The following is a 22,678-nucleotide window of genomic DNA, read 5'->3' as shown; positions in this document are numbered from 1 at the left end:
CCTTGGAATTGCATTGCTTACAGTGATGGCACGACAGCTGGTATCGAGTTCCTGGGCGACGAAGGCGCATTGTGACCAGTTTGGTGCGCGGCGGAGCACGGCTGCGCAGTACTGGCTCGCTCTTTGGAAAGCTCGGCTTGGCCTGCCGGATACGCCTTTCAGGCTATGGCGTAGGCATCCGTTACGGATCATCGGATGCACCAATTGACCGATTAGGAGTTTTGCAAGCAAAGCGAAACCTCTACGAGAAAGAGGCCTGCATGGATGCTAGGTTAGACCTTCTGGTGACTACCACTGGCCACGTGCCAATTGCATTATCGTACGGGCTGATATTCGGTAGTTCGATCCCAGTTTTGCTGGGACTTCCGGTGGAAGGAACGGGCCAGACGCATGTCTTCTGTGCGATTATGGGTCTTTACGTAGCAATCGCTTTGTTTTGGTCAGCGACCGTGGCGAAACCGGACTTACAGCGCACTGCGCTATGGGTTCTATTTTTGTCTATCTCGGGATTGGCCGCAGGATGCATACTTAGCATATTTTTTGATGGCGTCCCAAAAGGGATACTTCTCTTTTATCTTGCAACCGCGATTGCAATTGCAGCTCTGGCGGCGGTTTCCCTGAAAAAACGTACGTTGAAACAGGAAGTGGCAAAATGGTAAGGTTTGGCTTTGTTCTCTCGATGATTGCAACACTAGCAGTTTCGACATCCGCTTTTGCACAATCTTCATCTGTCCAGATCACGGTGGACGAAAACTTCTTAGAACTTGAGACGGCAGTTGCCGATGCGGGAGCTACTCCGATCGCATCGATAGATCATGCGCGCCTGGCCGAGGCCGAAGGTGTCGAAATGCCAGCGTCTCGTGTACTCGTATTCTCTGATCCAGAGATAAACACGCCAATTCTGGAAGAGAACGTACGAGCAGGTCTGGATCTTCCTTTTCGCGTTCTTTCCTTCGATCAGGATGATCACCCGCAGATCGCATACACAGACTCTCAGTTTCTCAAAGTGCGTCATGGTCTGAATAATAGCCAAGCGTTGAATGCATTTGAGAACAAGTTGCTCGAAGTCCTGAACGACTTGGATGCAGCACCAGCACCGACCAAAGGATTACTTGCAAACTATGGCATCATCGAATTGCGATCTGAGCTCAGCGTGTCAGAGGCAGTAGAACGTCTCAGGACAGCTGTGATGGGACAGGACGATACAGTCTGGTTTGGGGAGATGGATTTTGCGGCCGAAGCGTCCCAACTGGGGGCGCAGCTACCGGATGCTGTTCTCTTGTTATTCGGCGGACCAGCACCCGGTGGTGTGGCAATGGCGGGTTTTCCGGCAATTGGATTGGATGCCTTTTGCCAAAAACTATTGGTTTACGCGAACGAAGAAGGCGGCTCCGTAGTCATTTTCAATGACATCGCTGCCTTGGCAGAATTGCACTACGGTTCCTCAGCCGAGCCACATCACGGTTTGAACAAAAGGCTTACCGCAACATTTCAAACCGCAATTGAATGACCTTTGGTCAGAAGTCACAATTATCAGAGTTTTATTCTTCGCATTTCACTGCCCCTTTTTGGCTCGATCAGATCGGCATCCAAAATCCGGCAGCGGGCGAACAAAACTGGCACCCAAGAACGCAGCGGGTGGGACGGTTCGGCACCTGCGCAAAATGCAAGATTGTCCACCGCGCCTATCGGAGCGAGTTGGGGCAATCTTCCGGCTTGTTCAAGTGACGATCAACGAGAGTCAAAGGTCGAAATCCCGAGCGGATCATAGACGTTAGACTGCGTTGATTGCGAGTGATCGTGATAGTGGGCCTTACTGCGTGCGTGGCGTAGTGACGCCATCAACACTCGTTCCGGATTATCGATCAACTGGCCTGCATCGGCTTCGTCATTGTCTTCTCCCGCTGCAGGAGGAGCGGGCTGTAGACGGCCTTCAAGTACAGTTCCCCACACATTGATATCGGCCAGCGTCAAAGGATCCACAGTTAGCGGATTTTCTTCAAGGATTGTGAAGTTGGCCAGTTTGCCAGGCTCGATGGAACCGATCTCATCCTCCAATTGCAGGGAATAGGCTGCACCGATAGTGATACCTTGCAGCGCGTCTTCTGCACTGATGCGCTGGTCCGGACCAACGACACGACCACTCGTGGAAATCCGATTAACAGCTGCCCACATGTACTTCAGCGGCTCTGCAGGAGCCATCGGCATGTCCGAGTGCATCGAAAAGGGGATACCTGCCCGAACAGCGTCACCTAGTGGCACCATGCGCTCTGTGCGCTCGCTACCCACGCTGCCTGCGGAATACCGATCTGCGAGCGTCGGCGTATAAACGGAATTGCCACTGACAATCGCGCCAAGACGTTTAATACGTGCGATCTGATCTGGTTGAGCGTAGCCAAAGTGCACCACGACGGTGCGATGGTCATATCGCGGATTGCGCTGCATGGCGTCTTCAAGAGCATCAAGAAGGATGTCCAGACCGCCGTCTCCTAGATTGTGAACATGGACCTGAAAACCTGCGTCCCAATAAAGGTCGAACACCTGCTTGAAGAAATCAGGCGTCATAATCCATTGACCTTCATGCCCGTCCAGATAGCCGTCGCGCATGATCATTAATTCACTGAAGATCGCACCATCTAACAGGAGCTTGACTTGCTTAGGTAGGAACTGGGTTCGGCCTTCGCTCCACGCTAGCATAGCTTCGGTCTCGGCCAGTACTTTTTCGGGGCCCTCTGTGTTCAGAAACATACTCCCAAGCGTTCGACCGTCCGGAATAAAGTAAAAGTTGAACGGCGTGTCGTCTGGCCCGAACGCTTCTGCCACCAGAGCTTGGGCGTTCTGATCCACAGGGCCAGCAGGCTCTGCCAGGGTCGTGATCCCGCTGCGGTGATAATAGTCCTCTGTGAACTCCAGCGCCTCCATGACCCTGTCGATAGATGCATAGACCGGAGCAAACTTCTCAAAGAACACATGCTCCCAGAATGCAGCTTCAAGAAAGAGGCCTTTCTCAAGATTGGCTTGAGACCGGGCCAGTTCGCTTGACCAGCCGGCAATGTATTCTTCGGTGATTTCAAGTTGTTCGAGGGCAACCGAGTTGAAGTACATCTCGTGGGTGGAGCGTTGCCATACAGCCAGCGGGATATCGGGGGCCAGTTCGTCCAAAATCACACGGCTCATGTCGCCGTGCCATGACGCGTGATACCCCCAGACCATCAGCGGTCGCCCGCTGCTTCGATCATATGTGTTGATGACCTCGGACAGACGTTGGCGAAACTCCTCCTCGCTATTGGCAAGAGGCGCAAATCCCGCTGGCGATTGCCAGTCCTCGATGGAAATGATGGCATCCGACATCATCGCAAGCGCGCCCAGAAGCGGGTGCAAATGCTGTTCAATAAACCCGGGCACCATGACCTTGTCTTCAAAGCTGCGGTCAATTGCATAGCTACCTTCGGGTAGGCGACCCTCGATTTCCTCCAGGGTTCCAACGTCAGTAATTCGACCATTCCTGACCGCCACCGCTTCAGCCACCGGGGCGTCCGGATTCATGGTGAGAACTTCTCCACCGACGTAGACAGTTGTGCCGGGAAACTCAGGGAAACGCTCGAAGGCGTCTTGCAACGAGGGGGACTGTGCAGCGCCGTGAAGCGGCATCAGCGCAAAAGCGAATACTGTGAGAGACTTAAAAAACTTCATTGATGCCTCCGAATGGGATTACGGACATAAATAAATTGCTTCGATCAGAGCAGGCTGGTTTGCGATGTGTCAACCTGAACCCTCAGTCACTCAATACTGACTGGGCAACATAAACTTGAAAGCCACTTTCGTTGCCACTGTGGGCTCGTAGCAGACATTCGCCCAATTTCACAGAATGACTACAATGCGAACAAAGTGGATTTTTGACCAGGTAAGGTGGAACGGCAGTAATTCTCGAATTTCCGAGAAAACGGACTATATCCTGCCGGGTAGAATTACGTTGTTCCGTTCTTTGAAAACCAGATTTTAGCAAGCCCTCCGCGGCCGTACTTCAGTTGCAACTCATTTGGAGCGATACTGCGATGCCAAACACTTCGTTACTTTCAAAGTCCAATTTTCCAGTTTTTGCGCTTATTGGAGGTTTGATTATGCAAAGCCTTGGAACTTCTCCTGTACATGCTGAAGACGACCCATACGCAACGCCGCGAGAAGATTTTTCCATCCGCGACCTGAGGAATGGTTACACAGCCAAGCAAGCCTACGACCTGAGCTCTGAATGGAATTTGCAGAAGTTCCTCGACATTACCGAAGCCGGGGCGTTTTCGTACATGAACCTCGCCGAGTTCCTGCCAAGTTCGGTTGTTCGCCGCGACGGGGCCGTCGCGATGCTTGCGGCAAACCTTAACGATGCCATAGGTGCCACGAGTGTCCCTGGCGCTGATGGAAAGGCTGTCTCGCTTGACGAGATGATTAATGCCGACGATTCCACGGTGCAGGGCGTTATGGTTCTTCACAACGGCGAAATCGCTTACGAGGTATACCCAGGAATGCGACGGACGGACAACCACGTCTGGATGTCCAATGCAAAGATCCTCTCAGGCTTGCTGATCGGTCAATTGGAAGATGAGGGTAAGATCGACGTTTAGAAAACGGTTGGCGATTATGTAGATGGCACCAAAGGAACAGCTTGGGAGAGCATAAAAGTCATCGACGTCCTGAACATGCAGTCTGGTTTGGATCTGGAAGAGAACCCCCTTTCACGCAAGGGCGACACACCGTATGGGCGTTTTGTCAGGGCTGAGGTTGGTGTTCCGAACGAAGCAGGCGTCCTGCAAACGCATAACGAAGCCCTCTTTGCTATACCCAAGCTGCGGGAACCGGCTGAGGCCTTCGAATACTCCTCTGCAAACACACAAATGCTTGGTCTTGTCATTGAATCCGTTACGAACCAGCGACTTGGCGAAGCGATCACGGAACGGGTCTGGGGCAAAGCCGGAATGACTGGAGATGCCACCCTAGCGCTGTCACCTCAAGGAAACGGCATCATACACGGTCTGATCAGCAGCCGCTTGATCGACATGGCAAAGATTGGCCTGCTCTACACGCCAAGCTGGGACGAGACAGCATCAGATCGCGTTGTATCTGAAAAGATGATCAACACGATCCAAACAGCGGGTATCGCCGAAAACTACATGAAGGGAACACTTGGCCCGCACCTTTCTGAAGCATTCCGTGAACAACCGATGGCAAACGCATACCAATGGGATGCCGTTTTTGCCGATGGCGATTTCTACAAAAGTGGGATGAATGGCCAAGGCATCTATGTCTCGCCAGGAAAAGACGCAGTCGTCGTTTGGTACGCAACCGGAGGCGCGAGTATCGACATGGAAGCTTACGCCAGGGCCATTGTGAATTCTCTGTAAGTCGGATCACGCACTGGTGTCTCTGGCCGCAGGCCAATGTATAGTCGGTCGTTTGGTGACTAGAGCATCCATTCGACCGGCAGCCACCTGACCACGGCTGTCAGGGCACGCTGTAAACCATTGGTTTCAGGGTCTACGGAGTGAATGGTGACAGTCCCATCCTTCTCTTCTTGCAACCATATCATCTCGCCGCTGTCGTTGAGTTCGACGCGATAAGAAAACTCAGGCCGGTTCAATTGCTCCGCAAGCGCCTGAGTTATAGTTGGGCTTTCGATCATAAGGCCCATTTCTGTATTCAGCCGTGCGGATCTGGGGTCGAGGTTGTAAGAGCCTATAAAGATCCGTTCTCCATCCGATCCAAAGACTTTTGCGTGTAAACCGGAGGCCGATCCGGCCAGCATCTCGGGCAGGCTGCGCTCGCGATGTTCACGCCGCAAAGCTCGAAGCTCTAACAACTCTACACCGCTGTTCAGCAAGTCTTCCCTGTAACGCATATAGGCCGCGTGAACGGGCATAACATCCGTGGCATCCAATGAGTTGGTCAGAATGCGGACCTTCACTCCGGACTCTGCCAACCCCTCCAAAACCTCCGCGCCTCTTTCGCCCGGAATGAAATACGCTGAGACAAGGTCTAGCGAGGTCTCAGAGGTTTTGGCGAATTCGATAAGTTGCTCGACAATCAGATCTCCACTCTCGACTTCGCCCAGCCCTTTTGACGGATCGTCGACGAAAAGAGTGACTTCGCTCCATTCGAATTTCAGATCGCGCGCCGATATCCGGTCGGCCAGTTCATTTTCCTGAATAGCCCTTTGATAACCTGCGCCAACCGCAGTCTGGCGCGCGGCGTCTGCCTTCGTTTTCAGAGTTTTTTCCGACGAAGGCTCCAAAAATAACTCCGCGTCGTACGCGGAAGCACTGTTCCAATATGCGTCGAAGGATTGCGATACCTCATCTACAATCGGGCCAATAGCTATCGCGTCTACATCCAGGTAGTGCGTTCCCGCCCCGTAGTCGAAATAGATGTCTCCTATGTTGCGTCCGCCAACAATCGTGGCGACTCCGTCCACAGTCATTGATTTATTGTGCATCCGCCGGTTCAGGCGACCAAAGTCAAATGCATAAGACAGAAGTTTTGGGTTCCTCAAAGTGAACGGATTGAAAATGCGTACATTTGCATGTGGCAGGGCGTCCAGTTCGGCGAGCAAACCATCCAATCCAGAGATACCGTTATCGTCGACCAACAATCTAACGCGCACGCCGCGCTCTGCTGCTGCTCTGAGCTCTTCCAAAAGCATCAGGCCGGTCACGTCATCTTGCCAGATGTAGTACTGAGCATCGATTGAGGATGTCGCTTCTCTTGCAAGGATCGCCCGGGCCGCAAAGGCTGCACGTCCATTTCCTAACGGCCTTACACCGTCGAGCCCGGGATTGCGTTCAAGTGCATTTTTTATTGTTGCACCCAGTGGTCCGACCCAATCGGCATCTTCCTTCAGCGTTGGCTCAGAAAAGTTTTCTTCAGGAAGCGGAAACGTCAATCGTAACCCCATTATGGTCACTGCGATCACCGCTACCAAAATCAAACATGTTCTGATCAGCCGCATTCGGGGATCCATAGGTGGCACTTCGGATTGTTCTTGCAGCTGAGATTGGCCTATCGACAGATAGTTTTTCAAGAGTTTAGGTTGGAGCAACAGGCTGAGCACCAAAGTTTGTCAGCTATGGAATTGGTCAGCCATGTTTTCGTGCAAACCCGATTAAACATGCCCAAAGTAGTCTCGGGCAGCGACCACCGAGTAGGCATAGTGTAGTAAGGTTCCCCAGTCGAAGATAGGTAGACCCACCTCGCGCTGTGCGGCACGGCTAAACGGTTGCATTACTGTGCACTCATAGATGATGGCGCCAATGTTCTGATCACGTGCCACAAGTGCCTTTGTCGCTTCGACCATCTGTATTTCGCAGGCTTCGTAACGTGCGTACGGCTCTTGCGGGCGTTTTTCCGGATCCCAGAGTTTGTCGAACTCGGTCACCCCCAGCTCGTCCTGGGCGCCGCCAATGATTAGATTGGAATTCGGATCAATTCCGACAGCCTCAAGGTGGCGATCCGTCAGGAAGCGGCGTTGAGCACACAGGATTGCCACCTTCTTACTGCTGCCTATGAGGGTCTGGGCAAATGGCACCTGCAGCAGGCTGGACGTGAACACCGGCACGCTAACGGCGTTGGCCACCTCCTGCTGGAAATAGGCAAAGTACCCACATTCCGCGGCAATGGCGCGGCACCCGTATTTTTCCAACCGCTTTGCGGATGCAATGATGGGCGCGCGAACTGGTGTTTTGTCCTGGTCCCAAACCAAGGTCTTGTTGCTGACTTCCGTGGCGATGTCATACTGGATCGGAAAGGGAAACGCGCTTGGGTTTCGCACGTCACCGGGGAAGCCCGGATAGGCATCGTCCAGAAGCATGACGCCAAGGCCCATCCCATAGCCCACATGGTTCTGACGCGCGCGGATATCTTTGATGCCGGGGTCACGGGGTGCATAAAACACTTAGTTGGGCCTCTTCGTGTTAGGCATTTGGGCGGGCCAACATACAGTCGACCCAACCCAGTCTGATCAGCTGTTGCGTTTGAGGAAGTCGACCAGCAGGGCCGAGATCTTCTCCGGCTGGTCTTCCATCGAAAAGTGGCCGCAGTCCTCGAGCACATGCAGTTCCGAGCCGGGAATGGCGTCGCTCAGCTTGCAGGCCCACGCGACCACCTGCCAGGCGTCATCCGCGCCCCAGATCAATTGGACCGGACGCTCACCGAGTTCGGCGTAGCGCGGTGCTACCTCATCGGTATGCTTGGGGTCGTAGTGCATAACCTGATGCTGAAAGAAACTGCCCTGTCCTACGGGACCACAGATGAAATCGAGGTAGGTTTCCATCGAGGTCTCGGCGAGACGTTTCTTGTTCTGCACTGTCGAATAGAGCCATTCCCGGAAATGCTCACGGTGTTCTGCATCCGGCGCCTTGATCAGCTTCTCAAGACCCGCTTGCATCTGTTCATGGGTACGCTTCGAGGGCCAGCTGTCATAGCTTACCACGTCGATCATGGTCAGCGTGCGGACACGCTCAGGGGATTGGATGCCGAACCGCTGGGCGATACCACCACCGATGTCATGAGCTATGACATGCAGGCCATCCAACCCCCAGATGTCGAGCAGCCCTTCAAGGATCGGAACCTGCCCGGTGACCGAGGTGTCGATGTTCGGGTCGCGTGGACGTTCCGACAGACCATAGCCGAGCAGGTCGAATACATGCACCTTGTGTCCGGCCTCGACCAACGAAGGTAGGATGTTGCGCCAGATCCAGGACGAGGACGGAGTGCCGTGGATGAGGACCACAGGTTCGCCTTCACCATGCACGCCGTGGGCGATGCGGTTTCCGTTTATCACACAGTGTTGGTCCACAAGTTGGGTCATGATATTTCTCCTGCTTTGGTGGGCTGGTCGGCCAGTCATTCGGGGATGATTTCAAGGAAAGTGAGCGCAGGAACGGTCAGACGCTCCAGGCAAAGATGCCGTAGGTGCCGGTGGCAATGTAGAAGCCCTGCATCGTCGTCCAGCCCCACATCTGCTTTCGCACCGCAAGGGTGAAAAGCAGCAGCGCCGCCAACAGGAAAAACACGAAGGACAGCACCTCGTATCCAGTGTTGGAGGCGATGAGCAGGGAATAGGCGATGGACAAAATGGCTCCACCCCACTCAAGCGATTTGTTTGCATCGGTTGTCATGTTTCAATCCGTTTTCTGACTTTCCCCGATTGTAGTTTCAGAGCAATCAATCTATCAAATGAATGATTGTCATGAATCAATAAGAAATGCGAATGGAGCTGTGTCATGGCTGAACGGCTGGAAATAGATGGCCTGCGGGCGCTTCTGGCAATCTCGTCTCATGGGGGCGTTACCCGCGCGGCCGAACACCTTGCGCTGTCGCAACCGGCGGTCAGCCACAAGGTCAGGCGGTTGGAAAAGGTGCTGGATTGCGATCTTCTGGCGCGCCGTGCAGGCGGACCGCTGTTTACTGAAGCGGGTGAGCGGTTGCTGGGATATGCACAGCGCATGATGGATCTGCATGACGAGGCGCTGGCGGCGTTGGGCAAGAAACCACTCAAGGGCACGATCCAACTGGGCATGACCGAAGACACAACGGGTGGCGACGTGGCCCGCATTTTGGGCCGCTTCACCCGGCTGCACCCGGAAACCCAGGTGCGCACCCGGATCAGCCAGAGCCTGACCCTCGCAGACTGGCTGGAGGCCGGTGAAATCGACGTTGCGGTCATGCAGGTCTTCAACCGTGATGTGCACCCTGACGATCTGGTTCTCTATGAAGACCAGTTGCATTGGATCAAATCGCATGACCTTCCATTGGACCTGTCGGTTCCAGTGCCGTTTCTCGCCTTTGACAGCAACTGTTTCTACAAACATTGGGCCAGTGCCGAAGGGGCGCGGGATGGGCAGCGGTTTGAAACGGTCTTCGAATGCCCTAGTGCGGCGGGTATCCTATCGTCCGTGCGCTCGGGGTTGGGGGTTGCGCTGATGAACGGGCTGCACCTGTCGCCTGACCTGGAGGTTGTCGAAGATGTGTTCCCCGAGCCGCCTTCCATTGCCTATATCGCGCGCACTCGCCCCAAGAACCGGAGTGATGCAGTCAAGGCGCTCATCCAGGAAATCTCCCGTGAGGTCAGAAATGCAATTCCCCTACGCGTTGCTTGACGAACCAGCCCTGGCCTCTATCGAAGCACAGGCAGCCCAAATTCTCGATGAAATCGGGGTTGAGTTGCAGGGGGATCCCGGCAGCCTCAACGCCATGGCGTCGGTCGGGGCACGGATCGAAGGCGAGCGTGTTCGTATCGACGCTGACCGTCTGCGCGGTCTGATTGCGCGTGCGCCCGCCTCCTTTATCTGGCAAGGAAAGACCGAAGCGGCTTCGGTCACAGTCGGAGGCGACCGCCCGGTGGTTGTCCCTTTCTATGGCCCTCCGAATGTCCGGCACGCGAACGACACCATTCGCCAGGGCACCCTCGAGGACTACCGCGAACTCGTGCGCCTGTGCGATGCTTCGCCGGCAATCGACAGCACCGGCTTTCAGCTTTGCATCGCACACGGCGGGGACGCACTGGTGCCCTACATGGAGCTCGCCCGCGCCCATCTGGCGCTTTCGAACAAGCCGATGATGGGCACCATCCTGTCCGAAGACGCCCTGCGCGAGGTGGCTAGCGCGGCTGGGGTCAAGGATACGGACGAAGACTGTCGGTTGCTTCATTTGATCAATCTGACGCCCCCGTTGGTCTTTCAGACCAATCCCCTGCGCTGCCTGCGTGCTTCGGCTGAATTGGGTCAGGCCAGCCTTGTTGCCTCTTACATGATGATGGGGGCCACGGCACCGGTAACCGTTGCCGGGGCGCTGGCGCAAGGGCTTGCGGAAATCATGGTTGGGCTGGCTTTGACGCAAATCTATCGCCCTGGGGCGCCAGTGGTCGGCGGGATCTTCGCAACCCCGTTTTCGATGCAGTTCATGGGCCCGATCTTTGGAACGCCAGAATCTCACCTGGCCCAATTGGCCGGTTGCCAGCTGGTGCGCCGACTTGGGGTCCCCTGCCGTGGCGACGGATTGGTCACTTCTTCTAAGATCAATGACGCTCAGGCTGGATATGAAGGTGCCAGCGCCTTCGGAGCATCTTTTATGGGAAGGGCCGACCTGATCCTGCATGCGGCGGGTTGGCTGGAGTTTGGGCGGACTGTCGGTGTTGAGAAGTTCAATTCTGATGAAGCGATCCTAGAGGCGCAGCTCTCAAATCTCCAAATTCGTCATTCATCAGGATACTTCTGAACGACGGCTGTGAGCCGTTCGTCATACTTAGAAAAGTCCGGGTTGTGCGCATCGCAGACCCTGCGTGATAGTTTAAGTTTCCCTAGGAAGCCCCGTTGCGGGATTGAGTAACGCAAAGGGCCATAGCCGCAACGATTTCGCCAAAAATTGATTGCATTCATCGCCAAGGCAGACAATCGCGCAGCGCAAAATCTTGGGCAAACTACGCAGACATATTGGATGCGAGAAGTGTTGTGCGCAATCCCACATTTTCTGTAGGCGCGCATAACACTGCGCTCATAATATTGATTTTATTCATTAAATTTAGGTCTTCTCGCCCATAACTTGCGTGGTACTTGCGCATTAGTTTGCTCGATTTGACCAAAAGATTGCACACTCCCTCTCGGTGTTCGACTACATCCTTCCGAAAGTCTCTTTGAGTTCTGCGACTTGTGCTGCATCCAACATCCGGGTTGGCAGGCCCCGCAAAGCCACGAGCAGCTTGGCTGTTTCTTCTAACTCTTCTGCTGCACAGACCGCCGAGGAAAGGTCCTTTCCCGATACGACAGGTCCGTGATTGGCCAACAGAACCGCACTATAGTTGCCACCCAGTTCGCGGATCAGATCACCGGATTTCGGATCACCCGGCTTGATGTATGGAACTAGTTTGACCGTGCCTACTCGCATTACGACGTATGGTGTAAGCGGTGGAATACAGTCATTGGGATCGGTGTCTTCCAGACACGACAGTGCAGTTGCCCAGGTCGAGTGCAGATGCACCACTGCTCCAGCTTCTGGCCGCGTCTCATAGAAGGCTTGGTGCAGAAATACCTCCTTGGTCGGCTTGTCTCCGGAGACATGGTTCCCATCCAAATCAATCTTGGCGATGCGCTCGGGGTCGATATCGCCCAAGGTCGAATTGGTTGGTGTCATGAGGATTCCGTCATCAAGTCGTGCCGAGACATTGCCAGCTGTGCCAACGGAAAAGCCACGCGCAAACAGCGAGGCACACAGCTCTGACATCTGCTGCCGCAGCGCCGTTTCATCCGAACTCATTTGCCTGCCTCCATCATTCTGAGCGCTTTTGCAAAGAAGTCTGAAGCGCCAAAGTTTCCAGACTTTAAAGCCAGCGCAATAGGTTTAGTTTTTCCAACGCTTAGGACTGGCACACCCGGGTCGATCTCTGGCCCAATTGACATGGCAGGTGACCCGAGTTCTTCAGAAATGGCCTTGGCAACAGCTCCCGAGGTTTCCCCTCCTGCCACCACCAATCGCTTGTAGCTCTTCTGAACAAGCTCTCGCGCAGTATCTGCAAAGAGATTGTCCAGCCTGTCCGCTACAGCTTCCTGACCGAATTGACTTTGGATCGCACGCACATCATCAGGACTTCCCGACGAGTACGCGAGCGGAGCCTGCCCCGAATGCGCTGCGAAGAAATCCAGAAGCGTTTGTGTGGTCACATCCCCGGACATAACACCCGGAACATCGATGGCGAACGTCGGATTGGATTCCGCATGCACATTGATCTGCTCTCGGGTCGCACCCGAGCACGACCCGGCAAGGATCGCGGCAGGCCCAGCGAAACCGGTGAACTCGCTGCCAGTACTTTTGGATGAAGTCTCTCCCAAGAAGTTTCGTGCTAAGCCCAATGCTATGCCCGATCCCCCGGTGATGAGTTCGGCATCCTTTAGAGCTTCGCCCCAAGCCAACAGATCTTTGTCCGAAATCGCATCGCCAATCAAAAATCGTTCTTCCGCGTTCCGCAATGAATCAGCAATCGCCTCTGGCCCTTGCTTCACGGTGTCAACTGGCACCGACCCAACCGCTTCCTCGGTCTGATGCTGCAACCAACGCCTGATGTTCGCATCCATCATCGGAGTAAGGGGGTGATTTTCCATCCCGGACTCGTTCAACAGCCTGCCAAGCACAAAAAGATGACCGTGATAGACCGTGCGTCCCGTTGTCGGAAAGGCCGGGCAGAAAATCACTTTTTGCGCGCCCAGTTCGTTGGCCAACGCTTCCGCAACGGGGCCGATATTTCCTTCCATCGTGGAATCGAATGTCGAGCAATATTTGAAGATGAACTGCTGGCATCCTTGGTCCACGAGCCACCTCAAGGCACTCAAACTGTCTGCAACGGCTTCCTTGACCGGTGCAGTGCGGCTCTTGAGCGAGATGACGCCCGCTTCGATCTCTTCGTTGGCTGGGGTCGTCGGAATACCTGGAAATTGAGCTGTTCGTAACCCACCTTCCGGCTCAACACCCTTCGCCAAGGTATTCGCAATGTCGCTCGCACCAGTGAAGTCGTCCGCTATGACACCGATTTTCATAGTTCAATGTCCCGCGTCGGCCCTGGATCCAGCCTACGGATATGGGGTGCCGCGCCTACGGGATATACCGCACGCACAAGTGGATCGTGGCCGGGCACGATAAGCCTAGGATGCGAGGCCAACCTCTCGAGTGTCTTGAAGCCATCCATCATGTCCTGCAAATCGACGACGATAGGAAAAGCTTTGCGCGCCATGAAATTCTCATAATAATGCGAGGCATCAGAGGCGAGTACCATCCACCCGGCTGCCGTTCTAACGCGAACGCATTGCAACCCGCGCGAGTGCCCACCGATGCAGTGCACCGTAACCCCATCTGCAATCTCAGCCTCTCCATCGTAGAACACGACCTTGCCTGAAAAGAGACGCTTTACGACCTCGCAAACATGGCCAGCCGTGAAAGGCGCACGTAGGTGGTCATGGCACATGCAAGGGCCGGTGGCGAAGGCCATTTCCGCCGACTGCATATGCAACTTCGCGTTTGGGAACATATGCAGCCCCCCAGCGTGGTCATAGTGAAGATGGGTCACGATGACATCGGTCACCGCATCCGGCGCAATGCCTAAGGGCCGCAACGCCTCGCGAGGATCCATCGCGATGGGACGATCACGGGCGGCGGCCTCATCGGAATCGTAGCCAGTATCGACCAGAATGACTTTGTCGCCGCGTTTGAGCACCCAAACGAAGTAATCCATCGCATGAGGCGCGTCATGATTATCATCGATGATGAAACTATCAGCTCGCGTCCGGGCGTTGCGATCCGCGTATTTCACGGCATGGATTTCCCAATCGTTCATCGGATGACCTCGGAATACTGGTGAACAACCTTGGTGGCGATCATATCAGCCACTGCCGTATCAAAGGACTGAAAATGCGCGCTTTCTAGGTGGGCAGAGAACGCCGCGCTGTCATCATAAACCTCATAGAGAAAAACTGTCTCGGGATCGTCGCCGAGACATACGTCAAATTGCTGGCATCCGGGTTCTCTACGCAAAGAAGTTGAAGCGTTTTCTACCATCAGCGGCAAGAAAGCGCTTCTCTTACCGGGTTTGAGAGTGAAAGTGACAGTGACTACAAACATCAGACAGAAAGTCCTTTCAAACGTGAAAAAGCGCGCTTTGCGAAGGGCAGTTGGCTGAGGATCAGACCAATGTTGAGCACCAGCAGAATGGCCGCACCAGGCCGAGAAAAGAAGACCGAAAGATCCCCATCCGACAGGAACAGCGACCGACGGAAGGTTTCGTCAAACAGGCTGCCCAGAATAACGCCTATCACCAACGGCGCGATTGGGTATTTCATCAGGTTCATGAAATAGGCAACGGCGCCTACTCCAAGCATCAGGTAGAGATCATTGATGCCACCACCAACGCTGAAAGACCCAATGGTTGTCAGAACCATTACGACGGGCAAGAAGATGGTCTGCGGGATGGCGAGTATTTTAATAAAGACCCGAGCAGTGAACAGGCCCATTAAGAACATTGTCAGGGAGGCCAGCACTAAAATTGCAACCACGCGCAGAATGATCTCGGGGTCTATTGTCGGACCTGGGATCACGTTGTTGATCTTGAAAGCCCCCATCAAAGCCGCGGCGGGTGGTGAACCGGGAATGCCCAAAACCAAAAGCGGGATCAGCGCGCCCCCAATGCAGGCGTTATTTGCTGTTTCAGAGCACAGCAGACCTTCCAATGACCCTTTTCCAAACTTGTCGCCCTCGGCAGAAACGGTCTTGCCAACACCGTAGCTGACCCAACCGGCGACATCTTCGCCGACGCCAGGAAGCGCTCCTACCCCAGTTCCAATCACTCCTGACCGGCCAATGGTGGGCAGGTAGCGTCGGATGGAGCGTAGGTTCGGAAGAATGCGGCCTTTCAGGGCCAGAACTTTCCCGGCCTCAACGTGCCTCAAACCGTCAATGATTTGGGGAATGGCAAAGGCCCCCATCAAAACTGGCACAACCTGAAACCCGCTCATCAGATAAGACCAACCGAAAGTATAGCGCGGCTCAGACAACAGAGGGTCGAGGCCCACCATGGACATCGCAAGCCCAATCAGACCGGCGATCCATCCCTTAATCACCAGGTCTTCGCTCATCAAAGTGCCAGAAAGCAAAATGCCGAACAGGGCCAGCAATGCTTTCTCTGGGCTTGCGATGTTCTTTGAAACCAAAAGCAGCGCCCAGACAAAAATCAAAAGCGTGATGGTTCCGATAACTGTGCCAATGAAACTGGCCGTTGTGGTCAGCCCTAGTGCTTCGCCCCCTCGACCCGCTTTGGCCAGAGGGTAGCCATCCATCGCCGTCGCCGCGCTGGCTGCCGTGCCCGGAATGTTCAGCAAAATAGACGGATATGAGCCGCCGTAAATCGCGCCGACATAGGCCCCGAGCAAAGCGATGAGCGAATAGTCGAGCGGGATTTTGTTGCCGAAGAAACCCGTCAGGATCGTCACAGCCAGGGTTGCCGTAAGGCCGGGCAATGCGCCGAACGTGATGCCCAGGAACACGGAAACGATCAGATACAGATAGGTCAGCGGGTCTACTGCCAGGCCCAAGAATGCGGTCCCAAACCCAGCCAGTTGCGAGAGGATAAAGTCCATCCGGTCATTCTTTCCATAGCGGACGAAGCGTCACGTAGTAGTGGTATTCGATTTGCTTGAAGATCAGCCCTCCGCGCGCGGGCACGTTCTGCCGGAAAACAAAGGCCATCGCGCAAACGAGGATGAGCGGGGCAAGTATTGCCACCAATGGAACGTAGCGCAAAACGCGTTCGGTAGTCGCTTTGGCCAGCACCAACAGCGTCAATACGATCCACAGGATCAGCGTGAACCAATCATCGCCGTGCGCATTCCAATCCATCTGTGCCGGAAAGCCGATGAAGGCAAACAGTCCTGCAGCAATTACTGCAAAGCACGCCACCAAAGCACGCCGCGCATGACCTCCGTAGTAGCCGTAAGTCAAAGCTGTAATCAGCAACCCAGAACACAGAATGAAGTCCACTCTGGGAACGAGCCCGAAGACATATGCAAGAAGGATCAGGCCTATTGTTGAAGCTCGATAGGCTTCCGACTTATCCCATCCGATACGCACAGCGCTAAGCGCGTTTTGAGCTCCACCTGAACGGATCGAAATGGCTAGCAAGACGAAGGACAACACAAGCAACCCTCCGAAGATAAACAGCGGTACAATTGCAGCCGAGTTGTACCAATCCGATCCACTTACACCTGCGCGGTTTTCACCCCAAAGTGGAATGTCCAACGTCTTCCAAAGGAAAAAGACGGACACTGTTATGAGGACAATTGCTGCCCAAAAGTCGCGCGTCCGCATGACCAGTGTTTCGCCAGGATTGTCCATTGCCTGCCTCCCGAGGGAAAGGGCGCGATCAGGCGCGCCCTTTCAAAAGTGATCGGATTATGGCTTCTCGATACCTAGCGAGGCCGGATCGACCGTAGCAGCGCCCAGATCTTGCAAGGTATAGGCAAAGGTAGCTTCGAGGTTGGCAAACAGCTCTTGAGCTTCTTCGCCGTGTTGACCACCGACATCATAATTGTTGGCAGAGGCCCATTCAGCGACGGTGTCGGAGGCAATCGCTTGCTCGAAGGCATCACCAAGCGCGGCCTTTACGTCGTCCCCGGCGGAACTGTGAACAGCAAACCCGATGGCCTGCTTGAGCGGCAAATACCGATCGAGACCGTCATAAATGCCAAAGGCAGATGGCACTGTTGCTCCTGCGATCTGCGCGTCCTCGGGCGTCAACATAGCAAGCGGTTTAAGTTGACCGCCTTCGATCAACGGAGCCTGTTCAGCCAGTGAAGTCACAACCAACGCAACTTCCCCCGCTATCGCTGCTTCCTGCCCTGGCGCTGAGCCTTTGTATGGAACAAACTTGAATTCTGCACCGGACCCTTTTTCTATGGCCAGAAGGTTCAAGTGGTGGATCGAACCTGCGCCGGAAGCCGCCGCTGGAATAGTGCCAGGAGCAGCTTTCGCGGCGTCGACCAGTTCTTCCAGAGTATTGTAAGGGCTGTCCGCCGGAACCGAGATCAGATCAGGTGATCCGCCAACAATAAACGGATACCAAAAATCAAATTTCTTATCCCAACCACCTTGCACAGCAGCGGTGACGTTCGACTCTGACAGACCAACCAATGTATAACCATCGTCTGGTTGGTTCATGACATAGACCATCCCGTTGGAGCCTGCGACACCACCTGTTTGATTGATCACATTGATCGAGACCGGGAGGTGTTTTTCCATCTCGGCCATGATCATACGGTTGATCGTATCGGTCCCGCCACCGGCCCCCCAGACCACAGCTGTGGTGATATCACGATAGGGGTAATCCTGCGCAACAGCTGCGCCTGCAACACCGGTCGCCATCACGGCTGCGGCCGCGAACCGCCCTAGCTTTAGTTTCATTTCCAAGTCCTCCCAAACAGCTTTGCGTTTATTATTGCATTTATTTGCGTATACGTTACAGAATGCATTGTCAACGTGCTGTAGTAAATGCTGCTATCGCGCTATGAATGCGAAACGGGAAGGATACGGGCTAAGATGAAAAAAACGTACGATGTTGCGGTGTTCCACGGGGACGGGATCGGCCCGGAAATTATGGCCCCTACGCTTGAAATCCTGCGTGAGCTCTCACGCAGCAGTTCCACCTACGAGCTGGTATTTACAGATGCTTCGGCGGGCGCAGGCCACTATGCCAAAACTGGAGAGTCGTTTCCGGCTGGATCACTCGAAACCGCGCGCAATGCTGACGCGATTCTGCTGTCTGCAATGGGCTTGCCGGATGTTCGATACCCAGACGGAACCGAGATCTCACCGCAGATTGATCTGCGAAAGCAACTGGGACTTTTCGCTGGTGTGCGACCAGTGAAAGTAAGAAGCGGACAAATGACCCCCTTGGCGCTGCCTCCCGAAAAAGAGATCGACTTTGTCTTGATACGCGAAAGCACAGAAGGACTGTTCTTTACCCAAGGCACTGGTGAAGTTACTGAACACGAAGCACGTGAAACTCTGCTGATCACGCGTGAGGTGTCCGAAAAACTGTTCCGTTTCGCGTTTGAACTCGCCAAGAACCGCAAAAGAACCGGGCGCGGCCGGGGTCGAGTTACATGTGTCGACAAAGCCAATGTATTCCGCGCCTTTGCGTTCTTCAGATCGATGTTTGATGCGGAAGCCGACCATTTTCCCGAATTGCAGGCAGACCACGCTTATGTTGATGCAACGGCTCTGTGGATGGTTCAAAAACCTTGGGAATTCGATGTTTTGGTCACTGAGAACATGTTCGGAGACATCCTCTCCGACCTTGGTGCAGGTCTTATGGGCGGTCTTGGACTGGCTCCGTCAGCGGATATCGGGTTGAATCACGCTGTATTCCAACCCTGCCATGGTTCCGCTCCAGACATTGCAGGACAGGGTATTGCCAACCCCTTTGCGATGATTCTGTCCGCAGCAATGATGCTTGAATGGTTGGGTTTGACCCATGATCACCCAGGCCTGTCCAACGACGGCGAACGATTGCGTGAAGCCGTGGAAAAGGTGACCGCGAACGGACAGAACCTAACGCGTGACCTAGGTGGCACCGCCGGAACGCAGGACGCAGCCTCATCGGTATTGGAAGCGTTGCGCACATGAATACTCAACAAGCAATCAGGGTCGCGTGTGTGGGTGCAGGGTATTTCAGCAGATTCCACTACGAAAGCTGGTCCCGAATGCCCGGTGTTATTCCGGTAGCATCCTGCAACCGCGATATAAAAAAGGCGAAGGAAACAGGACTGACGGCTTATGACGATCTGTCGAAAATGTTGGAGATCGAAGAACCTGATCTCGTGGACATCATCCTACCACCAGTGGCGCAGGCCGACGCCATCCGAACAGCACTGCGCTTTGGAATAAAGTGGTTGATCTGCCAAAAGCCATTCTGCCTGTCTCTAGTTGAAGCGGAGAAGATCGTCTCCGAGGCTGAATTGGCAGGCGCAACTATCATTGTACACGAGAACTTTCGCTTCCAGCCTTGGTATCGCGTTATCAAAGAGGCAGTGGCCGGGGGTCGAATTGGGACACCGCTACAAGCGACTTTCCGGCTTCGGCCTGGCGACGGACAGGGACCGCATGCATACCTTGACCGGCAGCCGTACTTTCAGGACATGCCACGTTTTCTGGTGCATGAAACAGCGGTTCACTGGGTAGATACATTCAGATTTTTGTTCGATGCGCCCAGTGCAGTTTATGCGGACTTGCGCCGAGTTAATCCCATTATCTCGGGCGAGGATGCAGGTTTCATCTTGTTTGATCACCCTAGGGGCTTGAAAGCCCTGTTCGATGGGAACAGGTGCCTTGACCACAGTGCCGAAAACCTGCGTCAAACCATGGGTGAGGCTCTCATCGAAGGAAGCGAAGGATCACTGTTTCTTAACGGTGACGGTTCAGTTGACCTTCGCGCCTTTGGGAAACGGGAGAAACAGCAGATTCTCCCCCCCAGCGATCATGATGGGTTTGGAGGAGACTGCGTACACGCCTTGCAAAGTCACGTCGTTTCAGGCCTTGTAAAGGGCACGCCGCTGGAAAATACGGCCCGAGACTATTTGGACGTGATCCGCATCGAAGAAAGCATCTACCTTTCAGCTGCGGAGGGACGAAAGATCAACCTGGAGACGCCGTGAAGGATCAGGACGCAAAAACTCTTTCCAACACCCAACGCGCTGTTAGGGATTTGCGACAGATGATCCTGTCTGGCGAACTAGCTGCCGGAACTGACCATCTGGAATCGGAACTCGCAGAGACACTTGGCATGTCCCGCACCCCGATACGGGAAGCTGCGCTGATGTTGGAAAGTAAGGGCTTGCTTGAGATGCGGCCCCGCAAGGGCGTGCGGATATTGCCTGTTTCATTAGATGACATGCGTGAAATTTACGACATCCTAACGGAACTCGAGAGTCTCGCAGCGCAGCGCGCTGCCGAAGCGGGTTATTCGGAAGATGAACTGGCGGTACTTGCCGGATCAATTGCAAAGATGGACCAAGCCATCGAAGCCGAAGACCTTGAAGCCTGGGCCGAGGCCGACGAGTTGTTTCATCAGGAGCTTGTTCGGTTGGGCGGCAACAAACGTGTCGAAGCGATTGTCGCCATGATGAGCGATCAGGTGCGTCGCGCGCGCGCAACGACGTTGTTCATCAGGCCCCTGCCCGTCAAATCCAATGAAGATCACCGGGTTGTTTTTCAAGCGATCAGTGAAGGTCGTCCAGATACCGCCCGTGAACGTCACCGTGAACATAGGCTGCAAGCACAGGCTATGCTTTGCGGGATACTCGAAAAACATCGGCTCAACAGCCTCTGACCGACTCGTATCCGGTCTTTAGTCAGCTAAAGTAACTGCCTGTTTTTGGCATTGAAGGCGCTCCGAGTGCTTGTCTACCACGGCAACCCGCAGTTGCCTCCGGCTGCTCTGATTTCTTCTTTCTAGTCGCTCAACCAACCATTGCATCGATTGGGGTTGCAATAGTACGATTTCGCATTATTTTAGTTCGATATCGTACTATTGGAGAGTCAAGATGCCAAATCGAAGACGTTTTCTTAAGATTCTAGGCGGAGGCACAATTCTGGCGGCAACGGGTGCGGTTGCGTTCCTCGCTACACGCACGCCGCATGACGCGCTGGCTCCGTGGACGCCAAAACCGTACGAAGACCCACGCAAAGCCGCTTTGTCCTACGCAATTCTCGCCCCCAACCCACACAACTTGCAACCTTGGCTCGTCGAGTTGGTTGGGCAAGACAAGGTTCGCATCCACCGCGATACTGATCGCGAGCTTCCGGAAACCGATCCTTACCACCGCCAGCTCTATATTGGCCTCGGCGCATTTGTTGAGACGATGGTCCTGGCGGCAGGTGCACAGGGATTTGATACCGAGGTCAAGATACTGCCAAATGGAGATGACGGACCTATCGCAGAAGCAGTGTTTGTTCCTGGCGGAGCGCCCGATCCACTCTCAGATCAAATCCTCAAACGGCATTCCAACAAAGAACCGTACACTGAACAGCGCCTCTCTGCCGATCAAGTGTCTACGCTTGGCAACTATGCAACTTTGATTACCGATGAAGATTTGGTGGTGAGTGTTCGAAACCTCACGAAACGCGCTTTCGAAATCGAAATGCGAACACCGCAGACCCTGAAAGAATCCGTCGACCTCATGCGGATCGGGAAAGCAGAAATAAACGCCAATCCCGACGGGATTGAATTACGCGATTCCATGCTGGAAGCGCTGCGTCTTTCCGGCCTGTTAGACAATGAGACCCTTATGAATGTTGACCACCCAGGCACTCAGTCTCACATGCGAGGCTACTTCGCTATGCTAGACGCGACGCCGCAATACGCAGTCCTCACGACTGCCACCAACACTCGAACGGACCAACTTGACACAGGACGTAAGTTGATGCGTTTTTATCTGAAGACAACCGAAATGGGCCTGGGCGTTCATCCGGTCAGTCAGGCCCTTCAGGAGTATCCTGAGATGGCCAATGAATACGCTCTGGCGCATGAGCTTCTTGCGTCACCGGGCCACACGGTGCAAATGTTGCTGCGTTTGGGATATGGACCCGAGCCAATTGCCACACCCCGCTGGCCACTGGAGAACCGAATTCTGAATGAAGCCTGAAGATGAGACCAACGAAGTCTACCGGTTCTTCACCGAGATCGGGATCATCAATCAGTTGATCTCGACCAAGCTCGAAGCGTTCTTGCCCGGAAGAATGACAGCGACTCAATTTGGAGTATTAGGACATCTGGTCCGGCGTCCCGAGGGAGAAACTCCGCTGCAGCTATCGAACGCGTTTCAAGTGCCCAAAACGTCGATGACGCACATGCTCGCGAGCCTTGAAAACAATGCGCTGATCACCCTTGAAACCAACCCCAACGACAAGCGCTCCAAAATTGCCCGGTCAACGCCGCAAGGCGCGGAGTTTATGAGAGTTTGTACGGAGCGGATGTCCGAGTCCCTGGCTCCGGTATTATCAGAACTCGGGTCAGGCCCATTTCACAATTCGCTACCCAATCTTACGCTCATTCGGGAAGCTTTAGACAGCGAACGAGACTAGGCAAAAATCAGTTTCAGCC

The 22,678-nt window shown here is 54.3% G+C and carries 22 protein-coding genes and 1 pseudogene; 11 read left to right on the top strand and 12 right to left on the bottom strand.

Translation table 11 applies throughout. The annotated features are described in order from the left end of the window. Positions 1-71: 71 nt before the first annotated feature. Together AC2FJ6_RS19805 and AC2FJ6_RS19800 are read left to right on the top strand one after the other, a co-directional pair. The gene (locus tag AC2FJ6_RS19805; protein WP_331252150.1) at positions 72-659 is read left to right on the top strand and encodes a DUF4345 family protein; all 588 of its coding nucleotides are present in this window, start codon (positions 72-74) and stop codon (positions 657-659) included. After that, positions 653-1,510 (top strand): DUF302 domain-containing protein, encoded by an 858-nt coding sequence (locus AC2FJ6_RS19800; RefSeq protein WP_170775469.1) that lies wholly within the window; start codon positions 653-655, stop codon positions 1,508-1,510. Before AC2FJ6_RS19805 ends, AC2FJ6_RS19800 begins: the two co-directional genes overlap by 7 nt. 221 nt (positions 1,511-1,731) lie before the next feature. Here the strand turns inward: AC2FJ6_RS19800 and AC2FJ6_RS19795 are convergent, their stop codons facing one another. Further along, positions 1,732-3,693, bottom strand: coding sequence for an amidohydrolase (locus AC2FJ6_RS19795; protein WP_170775467.1), 1,962 nt, complete (start codon positions 3,691-3,693; stop codon positions 1,732-1,734). Between the two features lie 362 nt (positions 3,694-4,055). On the opposite strand from AC2FJ6_RS19795, the gene AC2FJ6_RS19790 reads away from it, so the two are divergent. Beyond that, positions 4,056-4,619 (top strand): serine hydrolase domain-containing protein, encoded by a 564-nt coding sequence (locus AC2FJ6_RS19790; protein WP_170775465.1) that lies wholly within the window; start codon positions 4,056-4,058, stop codon positions 4,617-4,619. 15 nt (positions 4,620-4,634) lie between these two features. Continuing rightward, positions 4,635-5,396, top strand: a pseudogene (locus tag AC2FJ6_RS19785) (serine hydrolase); the annotation flags it as partial. A gap of 59 nt (positions 5,397-5,455) precedes the next feature. Here the strand turns inward: AC2FJ6_RS19785 and AC2FJ6_RS19780 are convergent. The 4 genes from AC2FJ6_RS19780 to AC2FJ6_RS19765 form a co-directional block, all read right to left on the bottom strand. After that, on the bottom strand, positions 5,456-6,997 hold the full coding sequence (locus AC2FJ6_RS19780) for a phospholipase D family protein (RefSeq protein ID WP_170775464.1): 1,542 nt from the start codon (positions 6,995-6,997) through the stop codon (positions 5,456-5,458). Between the two features lie 153 nt (positions 6,998-7,150). Then, on the bottom strand, positions 7,151-7,939 hold the full coding sequence (locus AC2FJ6_RS19775) for an aspartate/glutamate racemase family protein (protein ID WP_496669766.1): 789 nt from the start codon (positions 7,937-7,939) through the stop codon (positions 7,151-7,153). 66 nt (positions 7,940-8,005) lie between these two features. Further along, complete coding sequence (locus tag AC2FJ6_RS19770; RefSeq protein WP_170775461.1) at positions 8,006-8,854, bottom strand: alpha/beta fold hydrolase; 849 nt, start codon at positions 8,852-8,854, stop codon at positions 8,006-8,008. 76 nt (positions 8,855-8,930) lie between these two features. Next, positions 8,931-9,164 (bottom strand): hypothetical protein, encoded by a 234-nt coding sequence (locus AC2FJ6_RS19765; RefSeq protein ID WP_170775459.1) that lies wholly within the window; start codon positions 9,162-9,164, stop codon positions 8,931-8,933. A gap of 105 nt (positions 9,165-9,269) precedes the next feature. On the opposite strand from AC2FJ6_RS19765, the gene AC2FJ6_RS19760 reads away from it, so the two are divergent. Further along, the gene (locus AC2FJ6_RS19760) at positions 9,270-10,145 is read left to right on the top strand and encodes a LysR family transcriptional regulator (protein WP_170775458.1); all 876 of its coding nucleotides are present in this window, start codon (positions 9,270-9,272) and stop codon (positions 10,143-10,145) included. Beyond that, complete coding sequence (locus AC2FJ6_RS19755; RefSeq protein WP_170775456.1) at positions 10,120-11,262, top strand: trimethylamine methyltransferase family protein; 1,143 nt, start codon at positions 10,120-10,122, stop codon at positions 11,260-11,262. The genes AC2FJ6_RS19760 and AC2FJ6_RS19755 overlap by 26 nt, the downstream gene beginning before the upstream one ends. A gap of 393 nt (positions 11,263-11,655) precedes the next feature. Here AC2FJ6_RS19755 and otnC read toward each other — a convergent pair whose 3' ends face one another. Genes otnC through AC2FJ6_RS19720 form a run of 7 tightly spaced genes read right to left on the bottom strand, consistent with a single transcriptional unit; the run spans position 11,656 to position 17,979 of the window. Further along, a complete protein-coding gene (gene otnC / locus AC2FJ6_RS19750) occupies positions 11,656-12,297 on the bottom strand; it encodes a 3-oxo-tetronate 4-phosphate decarboxylase (protein WP_170775454.1) in 642 nt (213 codons plus the stop codon). Then, entirely contained in the window at positions 12,294-13,571 is a 1,278-nt protein-coding gene (gene otnK / locus AC2FJ6_RS19745; RefSeq protein ID WP_170775453.1) for a 3-oxo-tetronate kinase, read from the bottom strand. Before otnK ends, otnC begins: the two co-directional genes overlap by 4 nt. Next, complete coding sequence (locus tag AC2FJ6_RS19740) at positions 13,568-14,365, bottom strand: N-acyl homoserine lactonase family protein (protein ID WP_170775451.1); 798 nt, start codon at positions 14,363-14,365, stop codon at positions 13,568-13,570. Before AC2FJ6_RS19740 ends, otnK begins: the two co-directional genes overlap by 4 nt. Next, positions 14,362-14,649, bottom strand: a complete 288-nt coding sequence (locus tag AC2FJ6_RS19735; protein WP_170775449.1) for a putative quinol monooxygenase — start codon at positions 14,647-14,649, stop codon at positions 14,362-14,364. Before AC2FJ6_RS19735 ends, AC2FJ6_RS19740 begins: the two co-directional genes overlap by 4 nt. Next, a complete protein-coding gene (locus AC2FJ6_RS19730; RefSeq protein WP_170775447.1) occupies positions 14,649-16,160 on the bottom strand; it encodes a tripartite tricarboxylate transporter permease in 1,512 nt (503 codons plus the stop codon). Before AC2FJ6_RS19730 ends, AC2FJ6_RS19735 begins: the two co-directional genes overlap by 1 nt. A gap of 4 nt (positions 16,161-16,164) precedes the next feature. After that, positions 16,165-16,914, bottom strand: a complete 750-nt coding sequence (locus AC2FJ6_RS19725; protein ID WP_170775445.1) for a hypothetical protein — start codon at positions 16,912-16,914, stop codon at positions 16,165-16,167. 57 nt (positions 16,915-16,971) lie between these two features. Beyond that, entirely contained in the window at positions 16,972-17,979 is a 1,008-nt protein-coding gene (locus AC2FJ6_RS19720; RefSeq protein ID WP_170775443.1) for a Bug family tripartite tricarboxylate transporter substrate binding protein, read from the bottom strand. Between the two features lie 135 nt (positions 17,980-18,114). Between AC2FJ6_RS19720 and AC2FJ6_RS19715 the strand changes: the two genes are divergently transcribed. From AC2FJ6_RS19715 to AC2FJ6_RS19695, 5 genes are all read left to right on the top strand, one after another. Beyond that, on the top strand, positions 18,115-19,203 hold the full coding sequence (locus tag AC2FJ6_RS19715) for an isocitrate/isopropylmalate family dehydrogenase (RefSeq protein WP_170775527.1): 1,089 nt from the start codon (positions 18,115-18,117) through the stop codon (positions 19,201-19,203). Beyond that, on the top strand, positions 19,200-20,231 hold the full coding sequence (locus tag AC2FJ6_RS19710) for a Gfo/Idh/MocA family protein (RefSeq protein WP_170775441.1): 1,032 nt from the start codon (positions 19,200-19,202) through the stop codon (positions 20,229-20,231). The genes AC2FJ6_RS19715 and AC2FJ6_RS19710 overlap by 4 nt, the downstream gene beginning before the upstream one ends. Next, positions 20,228-20,905, top strand: a complete 678-nt coding sequence (locus AC2FJ6_RS19705) for a GntR family transcriptional regulator (RefSeq protein ID WP_170775439.1) — start codon at positions 20,228-20,230, stop codon at positions 20,903-20,905. The genes AC2FJ6_RS19710 and AC2FJ6_RS19705 overlap by 4 nt, the downstream gene beginning before the upstream one ends. Positions 20,906-21,119: 214 nt before the next feature. Continuing rightward, positions 21,120-22,220, top strand: a complete 1,101-nt coding sequence (locus AC2FJ6_RS19700; protein WP_496669764.1) for an Acg family FMN-binding oxidoreductase — start codon at positions 21,120-21,122, stop codon at positions 22,218-22,220. After that, a complete protein-coding gene (locus AC2FJ6_RS19695; RefSeq protein WP_170775435.1) occupies positions 22,210-22,659 on the top strand; it encodes a MarR family winged helix-turn-helix transcriptional regulator in 450 nt (149 codons plus the stop codon). The genes AC2FJ6_RS19700 and AC2FJ6_RS19695 overlap by 11 nt, the downstream gene beginning before the upstream one ends. Positions 22,660-22,678 lie beyond the last annotated feature (19 nt).

This window comes from Ruegeria sp. CDSA089 (assembly GCF_059612205.1).
The sequence above is the reverse complement of the archived record's forward strand: the minus strand, read 5'-3'. Positions and strand labels throughout refer to the sequence as shown.

What these genes read in the sequence shown, in the direction of transcription:
- AC2FJ6_RS19800 (WP_170775469.1), top strand. Translation starts at nt 653, where the DNA reads ATGGTAAGGTTTGGCTTTGTTCTCTCGATGATTGCAACACTAGCAGTT.
- AC2FJ6_RS19795 (WP_170775467.1), bottom strand. Translation starts at nt 3,693, where the DNA reads ATGAAGTTTTTTAAGTCTCTCACAGTATTCGCTTTTGCGCTGATGCCG.
- AC2FJ6_RS19790 (WP_170775465.1), top strand. Translation starts at nt 4,056, where the DNA reads ATGCCAAACACTTCGTTACTTTCAAAGTCCAATTTTCCAGTTTTTGCG.
- AC2FJ6_RS19780 (WP_170775464.1), bottom strand. Translation starts at nt 6,997, where the DNA reads ATGCGGCTGATCAGAACATGTTTGATTTTGGTAGCGGTGATCGCAGTG.
- AC2FJ6_RS19770 (WP_170775461.1), bottom strand. Translation starts at nt 8,854, where the DNA reads ATGACCCAACTTGTGGACCAACACTGTGTGATAAACGGAAACCGCATC.
- AC2FJ6_RS19765 (WP_170775459.1), bottom strand. Translation starts at nt 9,164, where the DNA reads ATGACAACCGATGCAAACAAATCGCTTGAGTGGGGTGGAGCCATTTTG.
- AC2FJ6_RS19760 (WP_170775458.1), top strand. Translation starts at nt 9,270, where the DNA reads ATGGCTGAACGGCTGGAAATAGATGGCCTGCGGGCGCTTCTGGCAATC.
- AC2FJ6_RS19755 (WP_170775456.1), top strand. Translation starts at nt 10,120, where the DNA reads ATGCAATTCCCCTACGCGTTGCTTGACGAACCAGCCCTGGCCTCTATC.
- otnC (WP_170775454.1), bottom strand. Translation starts at nt 12,297, where the DNA reads ATGAGTTCGGATGAAACGGCGCTGCGGCAGCAGATGTCAGAGCTGTGT.
- otnK (WP_170775453.1), bottom strand. Translation starts at nt 13,571, where the DNA reads ATGAAAATCGGTGTCATAGCGGACGACTTCACTGGTGCGAGCGACATT.
- AC2FJ6_RS19740 (WP_170775451.1), bottom strand. Translation starts at nt 14,365, where the DNA reads ATGAACGATTGGGAAATCCATGCCGTGAAATACGCGGATCGCAACGCC.
- AC2FJ6_RS19735 (WP_170775449.1), bottom strand. Translation starts at nt 14,649, where the DNA reads ATGTTTGTAGTCACTGTCACTTTCACTCTCAAACCCGGTAAGAGAAGC.
- AC2FJ6_RS19730 (WP_170775447.1), bottom strand. Translation starts at nt 16,160, where the DNA reads ATGGACTTTATCCTCTCGCAACTGGCTGGGTTTGGGACCGCATTCTTG.
- AC2FJ6_RS19725 (WP_170775445.1), bottom strand. Translation starts at nt 16,914, where the DNA reads ATGGACAATCCTGGCGAAACACTGGTCATGCGGACGCGCGACTTTTGG.
- AC2FJ6_RS19720 (WP_170775443.1), bottom strand. Translation starts at nt 17,979, where the DNA reads ATGAAACTAAAGCTAGGGCGGTTCGCGGCCGCAGCCGTGATGGCGACC.
- AC2FJ6_RS19715 (WP_170775527.1), top strand. Translation starts at nt 18,115, where the DNA reads ATGAAAAAAACGTACGATGTTGCGGTGTTCCACGGGGACGGGATCGGC.
- AC2FJ6_RS19710 (WP_170775441.1), top strand. Translation starts at nt 19,200, where the DNA reads ATGAATACTCAACAAGCAATCAGGGTCGCGTGTGTGGGTGCAGGGTAT.
- AC2FJ6_RS19700 (WP_496669764.1), top strand. Translation starts at nt 21,120, where the DNA reads ATGCCAAATCGAAGACGTTTTCTTAAGATTCTAGGCGGAGGCACAATT.
- AC2FJ6_RS19695 (WP_170775435.1), top strand. Translation starts at nt 22,210, where the DNA reads ATGAAGCCTGAAGATGAGACCAACGAAGTCTACCGGTTCTTCACCGAG.